At 73.5% G+C, this 17865-nt stretch carries 14 protein-coding genes; 10 read left to right on the top strand and 4 right to left on the bottom strand.

Going from position 1 to position 17865, the window contains the following annotated elements; all coding sequences use genetic code 11:
- Window positions 1–95 precede the first annotated feature (95 nt).
- The 6 genes from LIX60_RS05925 (at window position 96) to LIX60_RS05900 (ending at window position 6540) form a co-directional block, all read left to right on the top strand.
- Window positions 96–917, top strand: a complete 822-nt coding sequence (locus LIX60_RS05925) for a GntR family transcriptional regulator (RefSeq protein WP_227957511.1) — start codon at window positions 96–98, stop codon at window positions 915–917.
- 395 nt (window positions 918–1312) lie between these two features.
- Complete coding sequence (locus LIX60_RS05920; protein ID WP_227957510.1) at window positions 1313–2296, top strand: sugar ABC transporter substrate-binding protein; 984 nt, start codon at window positions 1313–1315, stop codon at window positions 2294–2296.
- The gene (locus LIX60_RS05915) at window positions 2293–3360 is read left to right on the top strand and encodes an ABC transporter permease (RefSeq protein WP_227957509.1); all 1068 of its coding nucleotides are present in this window, start codon (window positions 2293–2295) and stop codon (window positions 3358–3360) included. The genes LIX60_RS05920 and LIX60_RS05915 overlap by 4 nt, the downstream gene beginning before the upstream one ends.
- A 155-nt stretch (window positions 3361–3515) precedes the next feature.
- On the top strand, window positions 3516–4310 hold the full coding sequence (locus tag LIX60_RS05910) for an ATP-binding cassette domain-containing protein (protein WP_227962645.1): 795 nt from the start codon (window positions 3516–3518) through the stop codon (window positions 4308–4310).
- Window positions 4311–4552: 242 nt separating this feature from the next.
- Window positions 4553–5692, top strand: coding sequence for an ROK family glucokinase (locus LIX60_RS05905; RefSeq protein ID WP_019710973.1), 1140 nt, complete (start codon window positions 4553–4555; stop codon window positions 5690–5692).
- A complete protein-coding gene (locus tag LIX60_RS05900) occupies window positions 5689–6540 on the top strand; it encodes a hypothetical protein (protein ID WP_227957508.1) in 852 nt (283 codons plus the stop codon). The genes LIX60_RS05905 and LIX60_RS05900 overlap by 4 nt, the downstream gene beginning before the upstream one ends.
- A 189-nt stretch (window positions 6541–6729) precedes the next feature.
- Here LIX60_RS05900 and LIX60_RS05895 read toward each other — a convergent pair whose 3' ends face one another.
- Window positions 6730–8700: an SMI1/KNR4 family protein gene (locus tag LIX60_RS05895; protein WP_227957507.1), complete on the bottom strand. Its 1971-nt coding sequence runs from the start codon at window positions 8698–8700 to the stop codon at window positions 6730–6732.
- Window positions 8701–8819: 119 nt separating this feature from the next.
- Here LIX60_RS05895 and pcaC point away from each other — a divergent pair, with 119 nt between their 5' ends.
- From pcaC to LIX60_RS05880, 3 genes are all read left to right on the top strand, one after another.
- Complete coding sequence (pcaC, locus tag LIX60_RS05890) at window positions 8820–10148, top strand: 4-carboxymuconolactone decarboxylase (RefSeq protein WP_265584803.1); 1329 nt, start codon at window positions 8820–8822, stop codon at window positions 10146–10148.
- A 139-nt stretch (window positions 10149–10287) separates the two neighbouring features.
- Entirely contained in the window at window positions 10288–10932 is a 645-nt protein-coding gene (locus LIX60_RS05885; protein WP_227957506.1) for an MBL fold metallo-hydrolase, read from the top strand.
- 148 nt (window positions 10933–11080) lie between these two features.
- Window positions 11081–11860, top strand: coding sequence for an exodeoxyribonuclease III (locus LIX60_RS05880; RefSeq protein WP_227957505.1), 780 nt, complete (start codon window positions 11081–11083; stop codon window positions 11858–11860).
- Window positions 11861–11922: 62 nt separating this feature from the next.
- Here LIX60_RS05880 and LIX60_RS05875 read toward each other — a convergent pair whose 3' ends face one another.
- The gene (locus LIX60_RS05875) at window positions 11923–13794 is read right to left on the bottom strand and encodes an SGNH/GDSL hydrolase family protein (protein WP_374117806.1); all 1872 of its coding nucleotides are present in this window, start codon (window positions 13792–13794) and stop codon (window positions 11923–11925) included.
- A 210-nt stretch (window positions 13795–14004) separates the two neighbouring features.
- Between LIX60_RS05875 and LIX60_RS05870 the strand changes: the two genes are divergently transcribed.
- A complete protein-coding gene (locus LIX60_RS05870; RefSeq protein ID WP_227957504.1) occupies window positions 14005–14457 on the top strand; it encodes a DUF6278 family protein in 453 nt (150 codons plus the stop codon).
- A gap of 110 nt (window positions 14458–14567) precedes the next feature.
- Here the strand turns inward: LIX60_RS05870 and LIX60_RS05865 are convergent, their stop codons facing one another.
- On the bottom strand, window positions 14568–16190 hold the full coding sequence (locus LIX60_RS05865; protein WP_227957503.1) for an alpha/beta fold hydrolase: 1623 nt from the start codon (window positions 16188–16190) through the stop codon (window positions 14568–14570).
- Between the two features lie 513 nt (window positions 16191–16703).
- Window positions 16704–17462, bottom strand: coding sequence for a hypothetical protein (locus LIX60_RS05860; RefSeq protein ID WP_227957502.1), 759 nt, complete (start codon window positions 17460–17462; stop codon window positions 16704–16706).
- Between the last annotated feature and the right edge of the window lie 403 nt (window positions 17463–17865).

Raw genomic sequence — 17865 nt, 5'->3', positions numbered from 1 at the left:
CCGGCGGGCACGCGCCGCGGGGCGAAACCGCATGGTCAGGACAATCCGGCCGACCCGCTGTCCCCGGCCCGTCCCGGACGACTACCCTCCCCCTCGTGGCGAAGCGTGACACAGGGCGGGCCGGGGACCGGGCCGGGGGACGCTCCGGGGACCGGGCGGGGGACCGGGCCGGAGCGGCGTCCTCCCTCCGGCTCGGCGTCGACCGCGGCAGCCCCGTACCGCTCTACTTCCAGCTCGCCCAGCAGTTGGAGGCGGCGATCGAACAGGGCGGTCTCGCGCCGGGCAGCCTCCTCGGCAACGAGATCGAACTGGCCGGGCGGCTGGGCCTGTCCCGCCCCACCGTCCGGCAGGCGATCCAGTCACTGGTGGACAAGGGGCTGCTGGTGCGCCGCCGCGGGGTCGGCACCCAGGTGGTGCACAGCAAGGTCAAGCGCCCGCTGGAGCTGAGCAGCCTCTACGACGACCTGGAGGCGGCCGGCCAGCGCCCCGCCACCCGGGTGCTGCGCAACACTGTCGAACCGGCCGGTGCCGCGGTCGCCGCGGCGCTCGGGGTTCCCGAGGGGGCGGAGGTGTGCCTCGTCGAACGGCTGCGGCTGGCCCACGGCGAACCCGTGGCCCGGCTCCGCAACCACCTGCCGCCGGGCCTGCTGGAGCTGGGCACCGGCCGGCTGGAGGCCACCGGTCTCTACCGGCTGCTGCGGGAGGCGGGGATCACCCTGCACAGCGCCCGCCAGTGCGTGGGCGCCCGCGCCGCCACCGCCGACGAGGGGGCGCAGCTGGCCGAGCCGGCCGGCGCCCCGCTGCTGACCATGGAGCGGACCACCTACGACGACACCGGGCGCGCCGTCGAGTTCGGCTCCCACGTCTACCGGGCCTCCCGCTATTCCTTCGAGTTCCAGCTGCTCGTGCGGCCCTGAGCCGCTCCGCCGTCATGTACGGACACATTGCGCACCACGTCTTGACGTGGGTCCGGGCCGCCACTACAACTCACCCAGCCCACCGGGCAACCCGCCCGGGAACACGGGCCGTTGGGCTGTGGCCGAACCGTGTCCCCGGCTTCCGGCTGCGCCCGCCGGACCCGGGGAAGGACCTGCGGGGAACAGCGCGACCAGCGGTGACGGATACTTGACCGGCCTGCCGGACGGGGACAACCGTGCCGGGGGGCGGACCGGACCGGCCGGACCCCGGGCAGGACCGGGAACGGAGCAGGACCGGATTACCCCGGCGGGCACCGCACCGGCGGCCGCGTACCGCCGGAAACGGACAGCGAGAGAGGTATGACACCGTGGCAAGGGCTCACAGAGGCGTACGGATGGCGAGTGCGGTGCTGGCGGCGGCGCTCGGCATGACCCTGGCGGGGTGCAGCAGCACGGGCGGCAAGCAGGCGGAGGAGGGCTCCGGGGACAAGTCCGGAGGACGGTCCGCGGCGGGCACCCCGGAGTGGACCTTCGCCATGGTGACCCACTCCGGCGACGGCGACACCTTCTGGGACATCGTGAAGAGCGGCGCCGAGAAGGCCGCGGCCAAGGACAACATCAAGTTCCTCTACGCGCGTCATGACGAGGGCCAGCAGCAGGCCGAACTCGTCCAGTCCATGATCGACCAGAAGGTCGACGGGCTGATCGTCACGCTCGCCAAACCGCAGGCGATGAAGGACGTGGTCGGCAAGGCCGTGAAGGCCGGGATACCCGTGATCACCGTGAACTCCGGCTCCGCCGACTCCAAGAAGTTCGGCGCCATCACCCACATCGGCCAGGACGAGACCATCGCGGGCGAGGCCGTCGGCGAGGAGCTGAACAAGCGCGGCCGGAAGAAGGCCATCTGCGTCCTGCACGAGCAGGGCAACGTCGGCCACGAGGAGCGCTGCGACGGCGCCCGCTCCACCTTCGACGGCACGATGGAGAACCTCTACGTCGAGGGCACCAACATGCCCGAGGTGCAGTCCGCCATCGAGGCCGAACTCCAGTCCGACCAGTCCGTGGACACGGTCCTCACCCTCGGCGCGCCCTTCGCCGCCACGGCCGTCAAGGCCAAGGAGAGCGCGGGCAGCAAGGCGGAGATCAACACCTTCGACCTCAACCCGGCCGTCCTGAAGGGCCTGGAGAAGAAGGAACTCGGCTTCGCCGTGGACCAGCAGCCCTACCTCCAGGGCTACCAGGCCGTCGACCTGCTCTGGCTGTACCGGTACAACGCCGATGTCCTCGGCGGCGGCCGCCCCGTGCTCACCGGCCCGCAGATCATCCACCGCGAGGACGCCGGCAAGCTCAAGTCCTACATCGAGCGGAAGACACGGTGAGCGCGCCGGCCACGACCGCACCCCCCGCGCCCCCGCCCCCGGCGAAGGCGGACGAGCGGCTGGTGAGCCGGTCCCTGCCGCGCAAGCTGCTCGGCCGCCCGGAGCTCGGCGCCGTGGTCGGCGCGGTCGCGGTCTTCGTGTTCTTCGCGTTCGCGGCCGAGAGTTTCCTGCGGCCCGCCGGCCTCGGCACGGTGCTCTACGCCTCGTCGACCATCGGCATCATGGCCGTGCCGGTGGCGCTGCTCATGATCGGCGGCGAGTTCGACCTGTCGACCGGCGTCATGGTGACGTCTTCCGCGCTGGTCTCCTCGATGTTCAGCTACCAGATGTCGGCGAACGTCTGGGTCGGCGTCGGGGTGTCCCTCGTGGTCACCCTGGCCATCGGCGTCTTCAACGGGCTGATGCTGGTGCGGACGAAGCTGCCGAGCTTCATCATCACCCTCGGCACCTTCCTGATGCTGACCGGACTGAACCTCGGCTTCACCAAGCTGATCAGCGGCGGCGTCTCCACCGACGCCATCGGCGACATGGAGGGGTTCGAGTCGGCCCGTACCGTCTTCGCCTCGCACCTCCAGCTGGGCGGCGTGCGGCTGGAGGCCACCGTCCTGTGGTGGCTCGCCCTGGTGGTGCTCGCCACCTGGATCCTGCTGCGCACCCGCGCCGGCAACTGGATCTTCGCGGCGGGCGGCGGCGCGGACGCGGCCCGCGCGGTCGGGGTCCCCGTCAACAGGACCAAGATCGGCCTGTACACCGGGGTCGCCTTCGCCGCCTGGATCTCCGGCCAGCACCTGCTGTTCCGCTACGACGCGGTGCAGTCCGGCGAGGGCGTCGGCAACGAGTTCCTCTACATCATCGCGGCCGTCATCGGCGGCTGCCTGATGACCGGCGGCTACGGTTCGGCGATCGGTTCGGCGATCGGCGCGCTCATCTTCGGCATGACCAGCCGGGGCATCGTGTACGCGCAGTGGGAGGCCGACTGGTTCAAGTTCTTCCTCGGGGCGATGCTGCTGCTGGCCACACTCCTCAACGCATGGGTCCGCAAACGGGCGGAGGCGACCAAGTGACCGACAAGACCGAAGCCGCCCGAGAAGCGGGCGACGCACCGGAGGCGGCGCGGGCCGAGTCCGCGGCGGAGGGGACCGCGACAGCGCAGTCCGCCGCCGAGCCCGCGGCCGAGCCCGCCGCTGCTGCCGCCGCTCCCCTCGTCGCCCTCCGCGGCGTGAGCAAGTTCTACGGCAACATCAAAGCGCTCCAGGACGTCAGCCTGGAGGTCCACGCGGGCGGGATCACCTGCGTCCTGGGCGACAACGGGGCGGGCAAGTCCACCCTGATCAAGATCATCTCGGGGCTCCACCGGCACGACGGCGGCACCTTCGCCGTCGACGGCGAGGAGCGCCGGCTGTCCTCCCCCCGCGAGGCCCTCGACCTGGGGATCGCCACGGTCTACCAGGACCTGGCCGTCGTCCCGCTGATGCCGGTGTGGCGGAACTTCTTCCTCGGCTCCGAACCGACCGTCGGCCGGGGCCCGTTCAAGCGGCTCGACGTCGCCACGATGCGCGCGACGACCCGCCGCGAGCTGCTGCGCATGGGCATCGACCTGCGCGACGTCGACCAGCCGATCGGGACCCTCTCCGGCGGTGAGCGGCAGTGCGTGGCCATCGCCCGCGCCATCCACTTCGGGGCCAAGGTCCTCGTCCTGGACGAGCCCACGGCGGCCCTCGGCGTCAAGCAGTCCGGGGTGGTGCTCAAGTATGTGGCGGCGGCCCGGGACGCCGGTCTGGGCGTCGTCCTGATCACCCACAATCCGCACCACGCCTACCTCGTGGGGGACCGGTTCGTCCTCCTCAAGCGGGGTGCGATGGCCGGCAGCCACAGCCGGGACGCGATCGGGCTGGACGAGCTCACCCGGCAGATGGCGGGCGGCTCGGAGCTGGAGCAGCTCAGCCACGAACTGGAGCGCGGCCCGGCACCGGACCTGACGGCGCCGGAGGACCGCCGCACCGCCACGGCGTGACGGCCGGGGCGCGGATCCCGGCGGCGGCCCGTGCCGGGGCCCGGCCCGTCCCCCCGGAGCGGCGCCCGGCCGTGCGCCCGGCCGCCACGCGGCGCCCGGCTCCCGTGCCCGGGTCCGCCGCTGTGCGCCGTCCGCCCCGTCTGAGGCACAATCGTCCCTCGGGCGACCGACCATCGCCGACCGGCGGCCCCCGGCGCCCTCCGTGCCGGACCGGCCGACCACCCCGACGACCTTGTGAGCCGATGAGCACCTACCGCGAGTTGACCCACCGGGGACCGGCCCGGGCCACTGTTCTGCGGACCGTGGGGACGCGCGAGCGGCGCTCGCACCTCACCGCCCCGCGCGTTCCCACCGTCGGCATCGACATCGGCGGCACCAAGGTCGCCGCCGGGGTCGTGGACGCGGACGGCAACATCCTGGAGAAGATCCGCACCGAGACGCCGGACAAGTCCAAGAGCCCCAAGGTCGTCGAGAACACCATCGTCGAACTGGTCCTGGACCTCTCCGACCGGCACGACGTCCACGCCGTGGGCATCGGCGCGGCCGGCTGGGTCGACGCCGACCGCTCCCGGGTGCTCTTCGCCCCCCACCTGGCTTGGCGGAACGAGCCCATCCGGGACGCCCTGACCTCCCGGCTCGCCGTTCCCGTCATGATCGACAACGACGCCAACACCGCCGCCTGGGGCGAGTGGCGCTTCGGCGCCGGGCGCGGCACGGACCACCTCGTCATGATCACCCTCGGGACCGGGATCGGCGGCGCCATCCTGGAGGAGGGCCAGGTCAAACGGGGCGCGTACGGCGTCGCGGGGGAGTTCGGCCATATGCAGGTCGTGCCCGGCGGCCACCGCTGCCCGTGCGGCAACCGGGGCTGCTGGGAGCAGTACAGCTCGGGGAACGCCCTGGTCCGGGAGGCCCGCGAGCTGGCCGCCGCCGACTCCCCGGTGGCGTACAACATCATCGACCGGGTCGGCGGCAACATCGCCGACATCACCGGCCCCCTCATCACCGAGCTGGCCCGCGAGGGCGACGCCATGTGCGTCGAACTGCTCCAGGACATCGGCCAGTGGCTGGGCGTCGGCATCGCCAATCTGGCCGCGGCCCTCGATCCGGCCTGCTTCGTCGTCGGCGGCGGGGTCAGCGCGGCCGACGATCTGCTGATCGGCCCCGCCCGCGACGCCTTCCGCCGCCAGCTCACCGGGCGCGGCTACCGCCCGGAGGCCACGATCAGCAAGGCGCAGCTCGGCAACGAGGCCGGTCTGGTCGGGGCCGCCGACCTGGCGCGGCTGGTGGCCCGCCGCTTCCGCCGCGCCAACCGGCGGCGGGTGGAGCGGCAGGAACGCTACGAGCGGTACGCGCAGGTGGTACGGGGAGGCCGGACATGACCACGGAGAGGATCGGTCCCCGCACCGGGGCGGACACCGGCGGGGACGGCGTGACGCACGATGGCACGGCGCACGATGGCACGGTCCACGACGGCACGGCTGACGGAGGCGGCTCCGAGCCGCCCCGCGGTGAGCGGAACGGGCCCGCCGACGGCGCCGGAGCCGGCTCCGGCGGGCGGCAGGACGGCGGGCGTGACGGCAGCCCGGGCGCGGGTGGTACCCCCGGCGCGGGCGGCGGCCCGCCCGGTGACGGTCAGGGGCCCCGGCGGCACTCGTCGTGGAAGCATCCCAGCAACCGCCGCCGCTGGTTCATCCTCTTCGTCGTCATCCTGCTCATCGGCGTCCCGGCCGGCTACATCGTGATCTCGGCGGGCCAGAGCCGGGACAGCGGCCGCGACAAGCAGGCCCGGGCGTCCGCGCAGGGCCTGACGGCGGAGTGGCCGCCCCGGGTGACCCGCCGCATCTACGAGGTGCCGATCACCGGCTACTCCGACGACGTCGCCTTCTACGAGTCCAACAGCTGGAACACCAGCAAGCTGTATGTGCAGTTCACCACGTCCGAGAACGGGCTGAACCTGTTCCTGGGCCGGATCGGCACCGGCCCCGGCGAACTGGACGAGGGCAGGGTGACCATCACCGCCGAGGAGGCCGCCGAGGTCGGCTGGCACCTCGGCGCCGGACAGCCGTCGGCCTCGTCCCGCGCCCTGAGCACCGTACCCACCGACAAGGAGGACTGGTCCGGCCTGGTGCTGGACCACCCGGGCCCGCGCCCGCGGCTGAAGGTGACGGTCGACCGCAGCAACCCGGCGCACCCGATGGTGTACGTCGTCTCCACCGTGAAGCTGTGACCGCGTGCGCTGTCACCTTGTGAGCTGTGACGTGTGAGCCTGTGACGCGGGCCGGTACCGGGGCCGGCCCGCGCGGTGCCACGGCCCACGTCGCTCCGACGGGGCTCAGCATGCGTCCCGGACGACGACGATCGGCATCGGGCCGGTCCGGGTCCGGTGCCGTCGGTGGCCCGGGCCCCGGCGGTGCACTCACCGGCGCGCCGTCTCCTCTCCGCCCGCTTCTCCGCCGCCCGCCGCCCGCCCGCCGTGGGGCTCTTCGGTCCACGCGGACCAGTACCACTCACCGTCACGGGGCGGCCGTGTCCAGGAACGGCTGGTGAACGTGTGCAGCCGCCCGTGCACGATCGCGTGACGCGGCAGGTGGACACCGAACTCCCCGGCCACCGCCTCCAGCAGCGGCCGTTCCGCCTCGGCGCCGCCCTCCGGGCCGACGGCGGCGACGGTCCCGAAGAAGCGGCTCGGGTCCAGCGCCGGCGGTATCCGCCCGCTCTGCCGGACTTCTCCGTCCGCGCAGGTGAAGGCGTACCGCTCGGCACCCTCCCGCGCCACCGACAGGTGGAAGAGCGGTTCCCCGTGCCGCGTTCTCAAGTCGCTCCACACCACCACCGCGCGAGCGCCCGCGGCGGCGACCGCGGACGGGGAGACGAACCGCTGCCGGTCGAACGGGGCCGGATGGCCGTCGAAGGCGAAACTCCAGCCGGGACCGGCGCGGCCGACCGCCAGGAGAGCCCGGTCCTCGTAGGACGAGTACTCCCTCCTGCCGTCCAGCAGACTCCGGTGTGCCTCCCAGGAGCTCATGGGAGGGTTCAGCGCGGTGCCGTCCCCGTCCGCGAGAAGTCCGGGCAGCTCCGCCGGTTCCACCCCCTCCACCAGGACGAACCGGTAGGACGTGCGGCTGCTGACCGGGTCCGGCTCCGCCAGCCACGCCAGGCCGCCCGGGTCGAGCCCGGCCGTCGGCTCCGGCATCTCACCCGCCTGCCCGCCCCGCGGCGTGGACAGCAGCTCACGGCCCCGCTCCGGGGTCAGCAGCGGCCCGAGCACCGGGTCGGCCACCCACCCCAGCGGCGCCAGATGGTCCGGTCCCAGCGGCTCCCACCAGGACAGGGCGTCCTTCAGAGTCCGCCACGCCCCGTCGGTGTCCCCCCACCGGGCCAGCTCCCGCGCCCGCTCGACCGCCTCCCCGAACGGTCCGGCGGCCGTGTAGCGGTAGGTGCCGTTCCGTATCCGCTCCAGCAGCGCGTGAGCCAGTGCCCTGATGTCCTCACCGGCGCCGCCCAGACGGGACGTCAGCGCGGAGTCGCCCCGGTACGCGTGGCCCGCGTGTTCGGCGACCAGCAGCGGCAGCAGCTCGGGCGCGTACCGCGGGTCCGTCACCAAGTCGTCGAAATACACCATGTAGGTCCGTCCCAGCAGGCGGCGTATCTGGTCGCCCAGCCCCCTGGCCCGCGGTCTGCCGTACTCCCCGGCCTCGTCCAGCGCCTCGACGGCCCGTTCCCACCCGCCGCGCAGCGCCTCCAGCCGGGCCTCCTCCACCAGCGCGTCCAGCTTCCGCGTCGTGTCGTTGACGAACACCGGCCTCCCGTCGCACGAGCGCGCCCGTAAGCAATGGAACTCCCGGTACATGGCCTTCATGAACTCGAGAAAGCTCGCGTGCCGCTCGGGTGGCTCGGCCCGCCAGCTCGCCCAGGTGTACACGGCCCACTCGCCGTCCCCGTCCTCCGGGTCCATCACGACGTAAGTGATGTCGGACTCGACGTCGAGCTGCAGACCGCGCCGCCAGACATCCGCCTCCCGCCGCTCCTCGGGCCCGGCGTCCTCGTCCAGGTACTGCTCGAACATCTCCGCCAGCCCCGACGCGTTCTCGTGCCACCGGGCGCCCCCGGTCCCGGCCAGCAGCCACACGAACCCGCCCGCGTGCCGCCACCCGTCGCTGGCCTGGAGGAACTCCCGGTACGACGGGGGCATCGGGCGGCCGAGACGCTCCTCCATGGCCGTGATCCGCTCCTCGGACGCGGGCGGGAAGCCCAGCCACCGCGCCTGCCGCGCGGCCTCGTCGGCCTCGCTCCGCGTCTCGCCGGCCGGCAGGGAGTCCGCCCACTCCCCGCTCCACCTGCGCAGGAAGGAACGCCAGTCGAATCCCGAAGCTGTGATGTCCGTCATGCGCCCGATGCTGGCACCCGCCACTGACAGCGCCGCGCCACCTACCGCGTCGGTGTCGCCCGAAGGTGTGTTCGGCCTGGTCAGGGACGGTATCCAGCGTCCCTGTTATAGGGGCATCCATGACACGTGAGAGGCTCTGGGGCGTGAGCGAGTCACCACCGAACCCCCTGCACTACCGCTGTGACGGCCCGGAGGGCGCCCCCGTACTGGTCCTCGGTCCGGCCCTCGGCACCACCTGGCACATGTGGGACCGGCAGATTCCCGAACTGAGCGGGCACTGGCGCGTCATCCGCTTCGATCTGCCCGGGCACGGCGGTGCCCCCGCACACGCCGCCGGTTCCGTCTCCGGTCTCGCCGACCGCCTCCTGGCCGCCCTCGACTCCCTGGGCGTCGACCGCTTCGGCTACGCGGGCTGTTCGCTCGGCGGCGCCGTCGGTGCCGAGCTGGCGCTGCGCCACCCGGCCCGTGTCGCCTCGCTCGCCCTGGTCTCCGCGGCCGCCCGGTTCGGCACGGCCGACGAGCACCGGCAGCGCGGCGTCATCGTCCGCACCAACGGGCTGGACCCGATCGCCCGCTCCGCGCCCGAACGCTGGTTCACCCCGGCCTTCGCAGCCGCGCAGCCCGCGATCGTCGAATGGTCCGTACAGATGGTGCGCACCACCGACCCCGGCTGCTACATCGCCGCCTGCGAGGCCCTCGCCACCTTCGACGTGCGCAAGGAACTCGGCCGGATCGGTGTGCCGACGCTGGTGCTCGCCGGGTCCGAGGACCGGGTGACCTCGCCCGCCGACGCCCGCGTCCTGGTCGCCGGGATCCCCGACTCGCGGCTCGCGCTGGTGCCCGGCACTTCGCACCTGGTGCCCGTGGAGCAGCCGTCCGCCGTCACCGACCTGCTCGTACGGCACTTCGCCGGCTCCTGGCCGGGCGCCGCCGAGCGCACCGGCGCCGTGCCGGTCGCCGCGTCCGCCGACCGGCGGGCGGTCGCCACCTCGCCGCCCGGCGCCCGTACCGGTCCCATCGGGGAGATCGCCCCGGCCGAGATCCCCGCGGAGACGGTTGCCGGCCGTCCCGACCCGTACGAGCCGGGGATGAAGGTGCGCCGCGAGGTGCTGGGCGACGCCCACGTGGACCGGGCGATCGAGACCACCGACGACTTCACGGCCGACTTCCAGGAGTTCATCACCCGCTACGCCTGGGGCGAGGTGTGGACCCGCCCCGGCATCGACCGGCGCACCCGCAGCGTCATCACGCTCACCGCGCTCGTCGCCGGCGGCCACCTCGACGAGCTGGCCTTCCACACCCGCGCCGCGCTCCGCAACGGGCTGACTCCCGCGGAGATCAAGGAAGTTCTGCTGCAGACGGCGGTCTACTGCGGGGTGCCGGCGGCCAACTCCGCGTTCAAGGTGGCGCGCGAGGTGATCCTGCAGGAGACCACCCCGCCGGTGTAGCAGGATGGCCGGCGGCAAGGCGCACAGCGGCAAGGCCCACGGTGGGGTGGCGGGACGGCCACGGGGCGCCCGCGCCGGGCGTCCGGCCGCACCGTGCGGACAGACGGACAGACGGACAGACGGACTGGAGGAGCGACCAGTGCAGCTCACCAAGAAGGGCCACGCCTGCATCCGGCTGGAGAAGGAGGGCCGGACGCTCGTCATCGACCCGGGAGGCTTCAGCGAGCCCGACGCGGCGGTCGGCGCGGAAGCCGTGCTCGTCACCCACGAGCACCCCGACCACTTCGCCGAGGACCGGTTGCGGGCCGCCCTGGAGGCCGACCCCGAGACACGGATCTGGACCCTGGACAGCGTGGCCCGGCAGCTCACCGCCGCGTTCCCCGGCCGGGTGCACACCGTCGGCCACGGGGACACCTTCACCGCGGCCGGGTTCGAGGTCGAGGTGCACGGCGAGCTGCACGCCGTGATCCACCCGGACATCCCGCGGGTCACCAACGTCGGCTATCTGCTGGACGGTTCGGTGTTCCACCCGGGGGACGCGCTGACCGTGCCGGGCCGCCCGGTGGACACGCTGATGCTGCCGGTGCACGCGCCGTGGAACAAGGTCGCCGAGATCATCGACTACGTCCGCGAGGTGCGGCCGCGGCAGGCGATCGACATCCACGACGGCCTCCTGTCCGAACAGGCCCGGCCGATCTACGACCGGATGCTCGGCCCGGGCGGCCCCGGCGTCGCGGGGGCCGAGCACGGCCGGCTGGAGCCCGGGGGCAGCCTCCGGCTCTGAGCGGCCGACCGCTGCCCGGGCCCGCCGGCCGGACGTGCCGCCCGGGCCTGGCCCCGGCCCCGTTCCCAGCCCTGTTCCCGGCCCCGTTCCCGGCCCCGCCGAGGGCGGCCGGTCCCGGCTGTCGGCGGTGCCGGGTAGATTCGGTGCCATGCGCATCGCGACCTGGAACGTCAATTCGATCACTGCCCGGCTGCCCCGGCTGCTGGCCTGGCTGGAGAGCAGCGGTACCGACGCGCTGTGCGTCCAGGAGACCAAGTGCACCGACGAGCAGTTCCCCCGCGAGCAGCTGCGGGAGCTGGGCTACGAGTCGGCGGTCAACGCCGACGGCCGGTGGAACGGAGTGGCCCTGATCTCCCGGGTCGGTCTGGAGGACGTCACCTCCGGCCTGCCCGGCGACCCCGGCTACGACGGCAGGACGGAGCCCCGCGCCATAGCGGCCACCTGCGGCCCGGTGCGGCTCTGGTCGGTCTACGTCCCCAACGGCCGCGAGGTGGGCCACGACCACTACGCCTACAAGCTGCGCTGGCTGGAGGCGCTGCGCTCGGCCGTCGCGGAGGACGCCGCGGGCGAGCGCCCGTTCGCGGTCCTCGGCGACTACAACGTCGCGCCGACCGACGAGGACGTGTACGACCGCTCGCTCTTCGAGGGCTCCACGCACGTCACCGAGCCGGAGCGGGCGGCCCTGGCCGCCCTGCGCGACACGGGCCTGTCCGACGTCGTGCCCCGCCCGCTCAAGTACGAGCACCCGTACACCTACTGGGACTACCGCCAGCTCTGCTTCCCCAAGAACCGCGGTATGCGGATCGACCTGGTCTACGGCAACGCTCCCCTGGCCGGCGCGGTGAAGGACGCGTACGTGGACCGCGAGGAGCGCAAGGGCAAGGGTGCCTCGGACCACGCCCCGGTGGTCGTCGACCTCGACATCTGACGCCCGGGTCCGGCCGGGTGGCCGGGCTGCTCAGGCCCGGCCGTCCGCCGCCCCCGCCCGGCTCACCGCCCGCGCTCCACCAGCTCCCGCAGGTCGACCGAGTCGGCCAGCGCCCGGAGCCCTTCGTGGCCGGGGTGGAGCCCGTCGCCGCTGTCGTAGGCGGGCAGCATCCGGGTGGGCCGCCCGGGGTCGCGGAGCACCTCGTCGAAGTCGAGCAGCGCGTCGAACGGCCCGCCGTTCTCCCGCGTCCCCCGCTCGCGCAGATACGTGTTGACGGCCGTACGGCGGGCCTCGACCTCGGATGTGCAGTCCGGGTAGCCCTCGCAGGGCGTCAGGGTCGCCGCCACGGCGCGCAGCCCGCGGGCCCGCACCCGCTCCCCGATGGCGCGCAGCCCGTCGATGACCTGTTCGGGCGGGGTGTCCCAGCGCACGTCGTTGATGCCCTCGAAGACGACGACCGTGCGGGCGGAGGTCTGCGCGAGGGCGTCCCGCTCCAGCCGGTGCTGGGCGCTGACCCCGGCGGTGTCCCGGTCGACGCCCTCTCCCGGGTAGCGGTCGGTCACGACGCGGTTGGCGGAGATGCCCTGGTTCAGCACCCCGTGGCGGGGTACGTCGTCCTGCTCCAGGAAGCGCCGGGCCAGCACGTCCGGCCAGCGCCGGTTGCCGCCCTCCTCCGAGTGGTTGCCGTCGGTGATGGAGTCGCCGAGCACCACCACGGACCCGGGGCCGCCGCGCACGTCCACCCCGGTCAGGAAGGGGTAGGTGGTGAGGGAACCGGTGAACGCCGCTCCGCTCGTATCGGCGGTGCGGTCGCCGCTGTCCTGTTCGCTGAGGTAGGAGCGCTGGATGGCCTTGGTGTGCACGGGCACGGCCGTCACCGTCTCCGGCAGATGAAAGCTGACCAGCAGGTTCGTGGCGGCCGGGACGGGGAAGCGGAGCGGGTCGCTCCATGCCTGCGCGCCGGCCGGGATCTCGGTGCCGGACCGGCCGCCGAAGGTCAGCCGCGCCGGCTCGCCGCGGGGCTCCGCGCCCTTCCGCTGGACGGCGACCGTGGCGCCGCCGATGCGCACCGGGGTGTCCGCGAAGGTGTTGGAGAGCCGGATCCGGAGCCCCCGTCCGCCGGCGCTCGTGTGCACGACGAGCCGCAGCGTCCGGTCGGTCCACGGCCCGGCCTTGGCGTAGCCGCCGACGGCCCGGGACCAGCTCCCGGTCCAGCCGGTGTCCGTCGCGCGCACCGCGGCCGCGAACACGTGCAGATCGGTCTCCGGCCCGGGGTCGCGCGGCAGCGTCACCGAGGCGACGGCCCGGCCGCGCTCCGCGGCCACCGTCACCGCGTAGAGCCGGGCCTTCTCCGCGAGTTGCCCATCCGGGCTGTTGATGTGGGGCAGGGTGACGGCCCTGGTGGCGGCCGGCCCGGAGCGCCAGTCGGGGGCCGTCAGGGTGTAGGTGCCTCGCGTGCCGTCGCGGTAGCGGATGGTGCCGCTGCCGCTCGCGGTGCCGCCGGTGCCGGCCACCAGGAAGGTGACCGCTCCGCCGCGCCCGCGCAAGGCCACGGACTGGCCGTCGGCCCGGACGTTGTCGGGCTCCCCGGGCGCGGAGCGCGGCCAGGTGAGCCGGGCCGCGTCGAGCGCGAGGGTGCGGCCCGGGGTCCAGCCGGCGGCCCGCAGGTCGCCGGCGGAGAGGGAACGGCCCGCGCCGTCGAAGTCCGCGCCGTCCGGCCGGGCGTCGTCGCTGATCGCGGTGTTGTCGAAGAGCCGGTGGAGGGGGAGCGGGCGGTGCGTGGCGGGCGCGCGTTCCGCGGGGCCGGCCAGGGCGGGGGTGCCCGTCAGGACGAGGGAGAGGCCGGCGAGGAGCACCGTGCCGCAGCGTCCGGGAGGTGGTGTCCGGTGTGCCCGTCCGAGCCGTGCTTCCCGGCGTGCCCTGGACCTCGGCATCGGCGACCAACCCCATCAGTGGCGACAACGACGGCGACGGCGCTCACCCGGCCGTGGGCGGGACACGGGCGGGCGGAACGCGCAGCAGCGATACGACAGGTGCCGGATGAAGCCCCGGAGAGTCCAGGATGACATCGGTGCGAACAATCGGCCAGATGGGGACCGCGCGCCCTGTGGCATTCGGGTGGACGCGGGTGCCACGCTGGCGGTATGGAGATCCCTTTTCTGGGCACATGGCGCAGGCGGCGGGAGGCGGGCCACGGAGTGGGGTTACGGAGCCCGGCGGGAGAACTGTGGGGCGAGGAGGGTGAGGGACCGGCCGAACTGCTCGCGGAATGCGAGCTGTTGCGCGCCCGGGCGGAGACGGCGGGCATCGGACTCGACGGCAGCCCGGCTTCGTTGGCGGCCCTGGACCAGCTTCTGCCGCGCTGGCGCGACGACCCGGAGGAGCTGGCCCGGCTGGGGAACGACGCGGGACTCTACCTGGGCACGGTCGTGGTCCGCACGGTGCCCGGGGCCCGCTGGTATCTGTGGCCGGGCGTGGGGCCGGTGGTGCGGCTCCCGTCGGGGCGGGAGCTGGACGCGGTGGGCAAGGGGGTCGACTGGGCCGTCACCGGGGCGCCCGAGCTGTCGCAGGTGTACGCGGAGGCGGCGGAACTCTGACCGGTGCCGCGCAGGGGCCCGCCCGGCCGGGTGAGGGCCCGGCCGGGCGGGGTTCCGAAGCGGCTTCCGCCGCTGTCGGCTGCGCCGCTGTCCCGGTGCTTCCCCGGCTGTCAGTCGCGCAGGGGGACGGAGACGTACGAGGGGTCGTCGGCGGGTGAGGAGAAGGTGAGGTCCGCCCAGCTCGGGTTGTGCTCGATGTAGAGCGGGTCGACGGAGTCGACGACCACGGCCAGCCGGTGGCCGGCGGGCACGTCGTACGCGGTGGAGTACAGCTCCAGGTCCACGGTGAACGGCTTGCCGGGGGTGCGGTCGTGGAAGGTGACGGGCGCGTGGGTGACCAGCTTGCCGATGCCCAGCGGGCCGACGGAGTAGAGGTAGGCGACGGCCGTGCCGCTGGACTTGTCGCTGGTCACGGTGGTGTGCAGCTTCACGGTGCCGCGCACGCGCTGTTCGGACGGGTAGCGTTCCGAGTGCCAGACGGCGGCCAGGGAGCGCGGCAGCAGCGGGATCGACGCCATGGGCGGGATCCGGAAGAACTGGTCCAGGATGCTGGAGAGCATCAGGGTGCCGCCGTTGGCGCCGGAGTCGATGTTGGTGTTGATGTGCTGGGTGGTGCCCAGCGGGATCCTCTCCGCCTTCGACGGGACGGACTTCCAGTCGGCGTAGCTCTCGTAGCCGCCGGATGAGCGGGACTTGAGCCGGACCGGCAGTTCGCGGTCGACGCCGTTGTCCTCGCCCTTGAGGTGGTGGTCGAGCCAGCGGTGGGCGCTGGTCCAGGTGTCGTTGGGCAGTCCGAGCAGGCCGGTCGCCTCGGCGGTGGCGTGGTCCCCGGGGCGGAACTCCAGGCGTTTGGGACCGGTCAGCTTCTCGAAGAAGCGGGCGTACTGGTTGGGCGGGAAGATCGAGTCGCCCCAGGCGTTGCCGAGCATGACGGCCGCGCCGTTCGCGTTGATCCGGTCGATGTAGGTGGCGGGGGAGCGCTTCCTCCCCCACGCGATCATGGACTCCTCCTGGGAGAGATCGGAGGCGAAGAATCCTTTCAGCACCGTCTCCAGCTCCTCGCTCGGGCGTCCCGTGAGGTAGCCGGCGCCGGTGAGCAGCCCGGCGGACTGGAGGTGCTGGGTCCGGCCGCTGTAGATGGAGTCGATCAGATCGGCCCAGCCGCTCAGCGCGACGACGGCCTTGATGCGGTCGTCGAACCCGGCGGCGAGCAGCCCGATCCCCGCTCCGTACGAGACGCCGGCCATGCCGACGGCGTCCGGGTCGGCCGGGGTGTTGGCGAGGGCCCAGTCGATGACCTTGGTCGCGTCACCGATGTCCTCCGGGCCGGCCACCTCGATCTCGCCGCCGGACTGCCAGAAGCCGCGGGAGTTGTAACTCACCACGACATAGCCGTCGTCGGCCAGTCGCTGCGCCTGGGCGAGGTACTCGATCTGGGGCATCGCCCAGCTGGTGGGCAGGACGACGAGAGGGTAGCGGCCGGCGCCGTCACCGCCGGACGGTGTGACGACGTTCGCGGCGAGCTTCGTACCGCCGTGGCCCGCGATCTCGACGAACCTGACGGTGGGGGAGGAAGCGGTGGCACCGGCCGTGAGGGAGGAGGCGGAGGTGGTGGGCTCCGCCGCCTGCGCGGGCGGGGCGGGGGCGAGGGAGAGGGCGGTGCCGGCGAGCACGGCGGCCGAGGCCACGCCGGCGGTGGAGGCACGCAGGGGCTTACGACGAGGGTGTGCCATGGGGGTCAGCTCCTGACATCGGTGCCGGGTGGGTGAGGCCCGGCACGCGAACACGCGGAAGTGACTCGACGGTAACCTCTTGGATTACCGGGGGTAATAGACTGGAACGTTACGCGACGGTAACAATGTGTCGTTCGGGTTGAGGACGGCTCCCGGAGGCGTTCACTCACCCGCGCGGGCGGCATGGGCGGCGCGGGCGGCGCGGGCGGCGCGGGCGGCGCGGGCGGCGCGCGCCGCATCGCCGTCGTGGCGGGCGCGGCACCGGTCCCGGCCGCCGGCGCGCGGAGCGGCCGTCAACGGACGGAGCGGCTGTCAACGGGGTGGAGCGGCCGTCAAGGGACCGAGCGGCCGTCAACGGACGGAGCAGCCGTCAAGAGACGGAGCGGCCTTCAGCGGCCGGAACGCGGGGAGCTCCCCGCCAGGGGTGCGCTCTTCGGCGGCACGCGCGCTATCCCGCTCGAACAGGCCGTCGGCGCCCCCGCCTCGAGGGAGTGCTTCCGGCGTGCCGGGGCGTCAGCTGTTGTTCGCCGCCCGGCGGGAGGCGCGGGGCCCGGGGACCGGGGCCGGGGTGGTGGCCGCGTCCGTCACGTCGGCCGCCAGTTCGACCATGTCCGGGCCGTAGGCGGACGAGTTGGCCACCTTCAGCAGCAGGACGAACGTGCTGTCGCCGTACTTGCGGGCCAGTTTGGCGTGGTGCCGGGCCAGATAGCGCACCGCCGCCTGGTTGGCGATCGAGTGCTGGCCGCTGGCCAGGAACACCGGCCGCTTCTTCTCCTCGGCGGTGAGCCGCGCGACGATGACGTACTCCACCCGGCCCGGCTCCCAGCGGTACCGCTCGGTGCCGATCTTGAAGGAGCCGCGGTCCGGCCCCGGCTCCGGGTCGGTGTTCACCGAGATCCCCGGCAGCATCGAGTAGAGATGGGCGGCCATCCGCTGATTCGACACCGGGCCGCCGATGCAGAACTCCGTGCGGTCGCCGAAGCCCTGCTGCGCCGTGTCGTGGGCGATGATCTGCGCGTGCGCCTCGCAGTCCTTGATGAGCGCGGAGAGCTCCAGCAGCGCGAACACGTCGCGCCGGGCGACGGTCCAGTCGCTCGCCCCCGCCGACCGGTTGACCACCAGCAGACACTCGGAGTTGGTCGGCAGCCCGAAGAACCGCTGCTTGCGGCGGAGTTTGCGGCGCCACAGATAGGTGCGGGCGAACCAGCCGATGGAGGCGCTGAGGCCGGTACCGATCACGCCGAGGACGAGGTTGCGCACGTCGTCGTTCATGGCCGGGGATCGTAGCGCCGGGACGCATCCCTGTTCGAGCCCGGAGGGTGATACGTCGCGAAGGGCCGCTTCCCGCCGCGGCGGTGCCGGCGTCCGGGCGCGGATGAGGGCGGGCCGGTGGCGCCCCCGCGGTGGCGGGGCAGCGGTGCGCGTGGCGCTGCTGACGGGCAGCCTGCGGCGCGGTTAGGCTGCCGCGAACCACCGCTGCGGGAGGCGTGGTTGGGGCTGTGGTGTGCCGGACGGCGGTGTGGTGTCGGCACGCCGTGGGCCGTGTGCCATGTGCTGGCGTCGGGCTCCGTGCCCGTGCCGGTGTGCGTGACCTGTGCCCGCGTCCGCTGCCCTGCCCGTGATCCGTGCCCGCGCCCTGCCCGTCCCCGTCCCTGTGCTCCCGTCGTACCCGCGT

Origin of the sequence: Streptomyces sp. S07_1.15 (genome assembly GCF_020739505.1) — a bacterium.
GTDB classification, from domain to species: Bacteria; Actinomycetota; Actinomycetes; order Streptomycetales; family Streptomycetaceae; genus Streptomyces; species Streptomyces xinghaiensis.
This window is presented reverse-complemented; position numbering and strand designations above follow the sequence as displayed.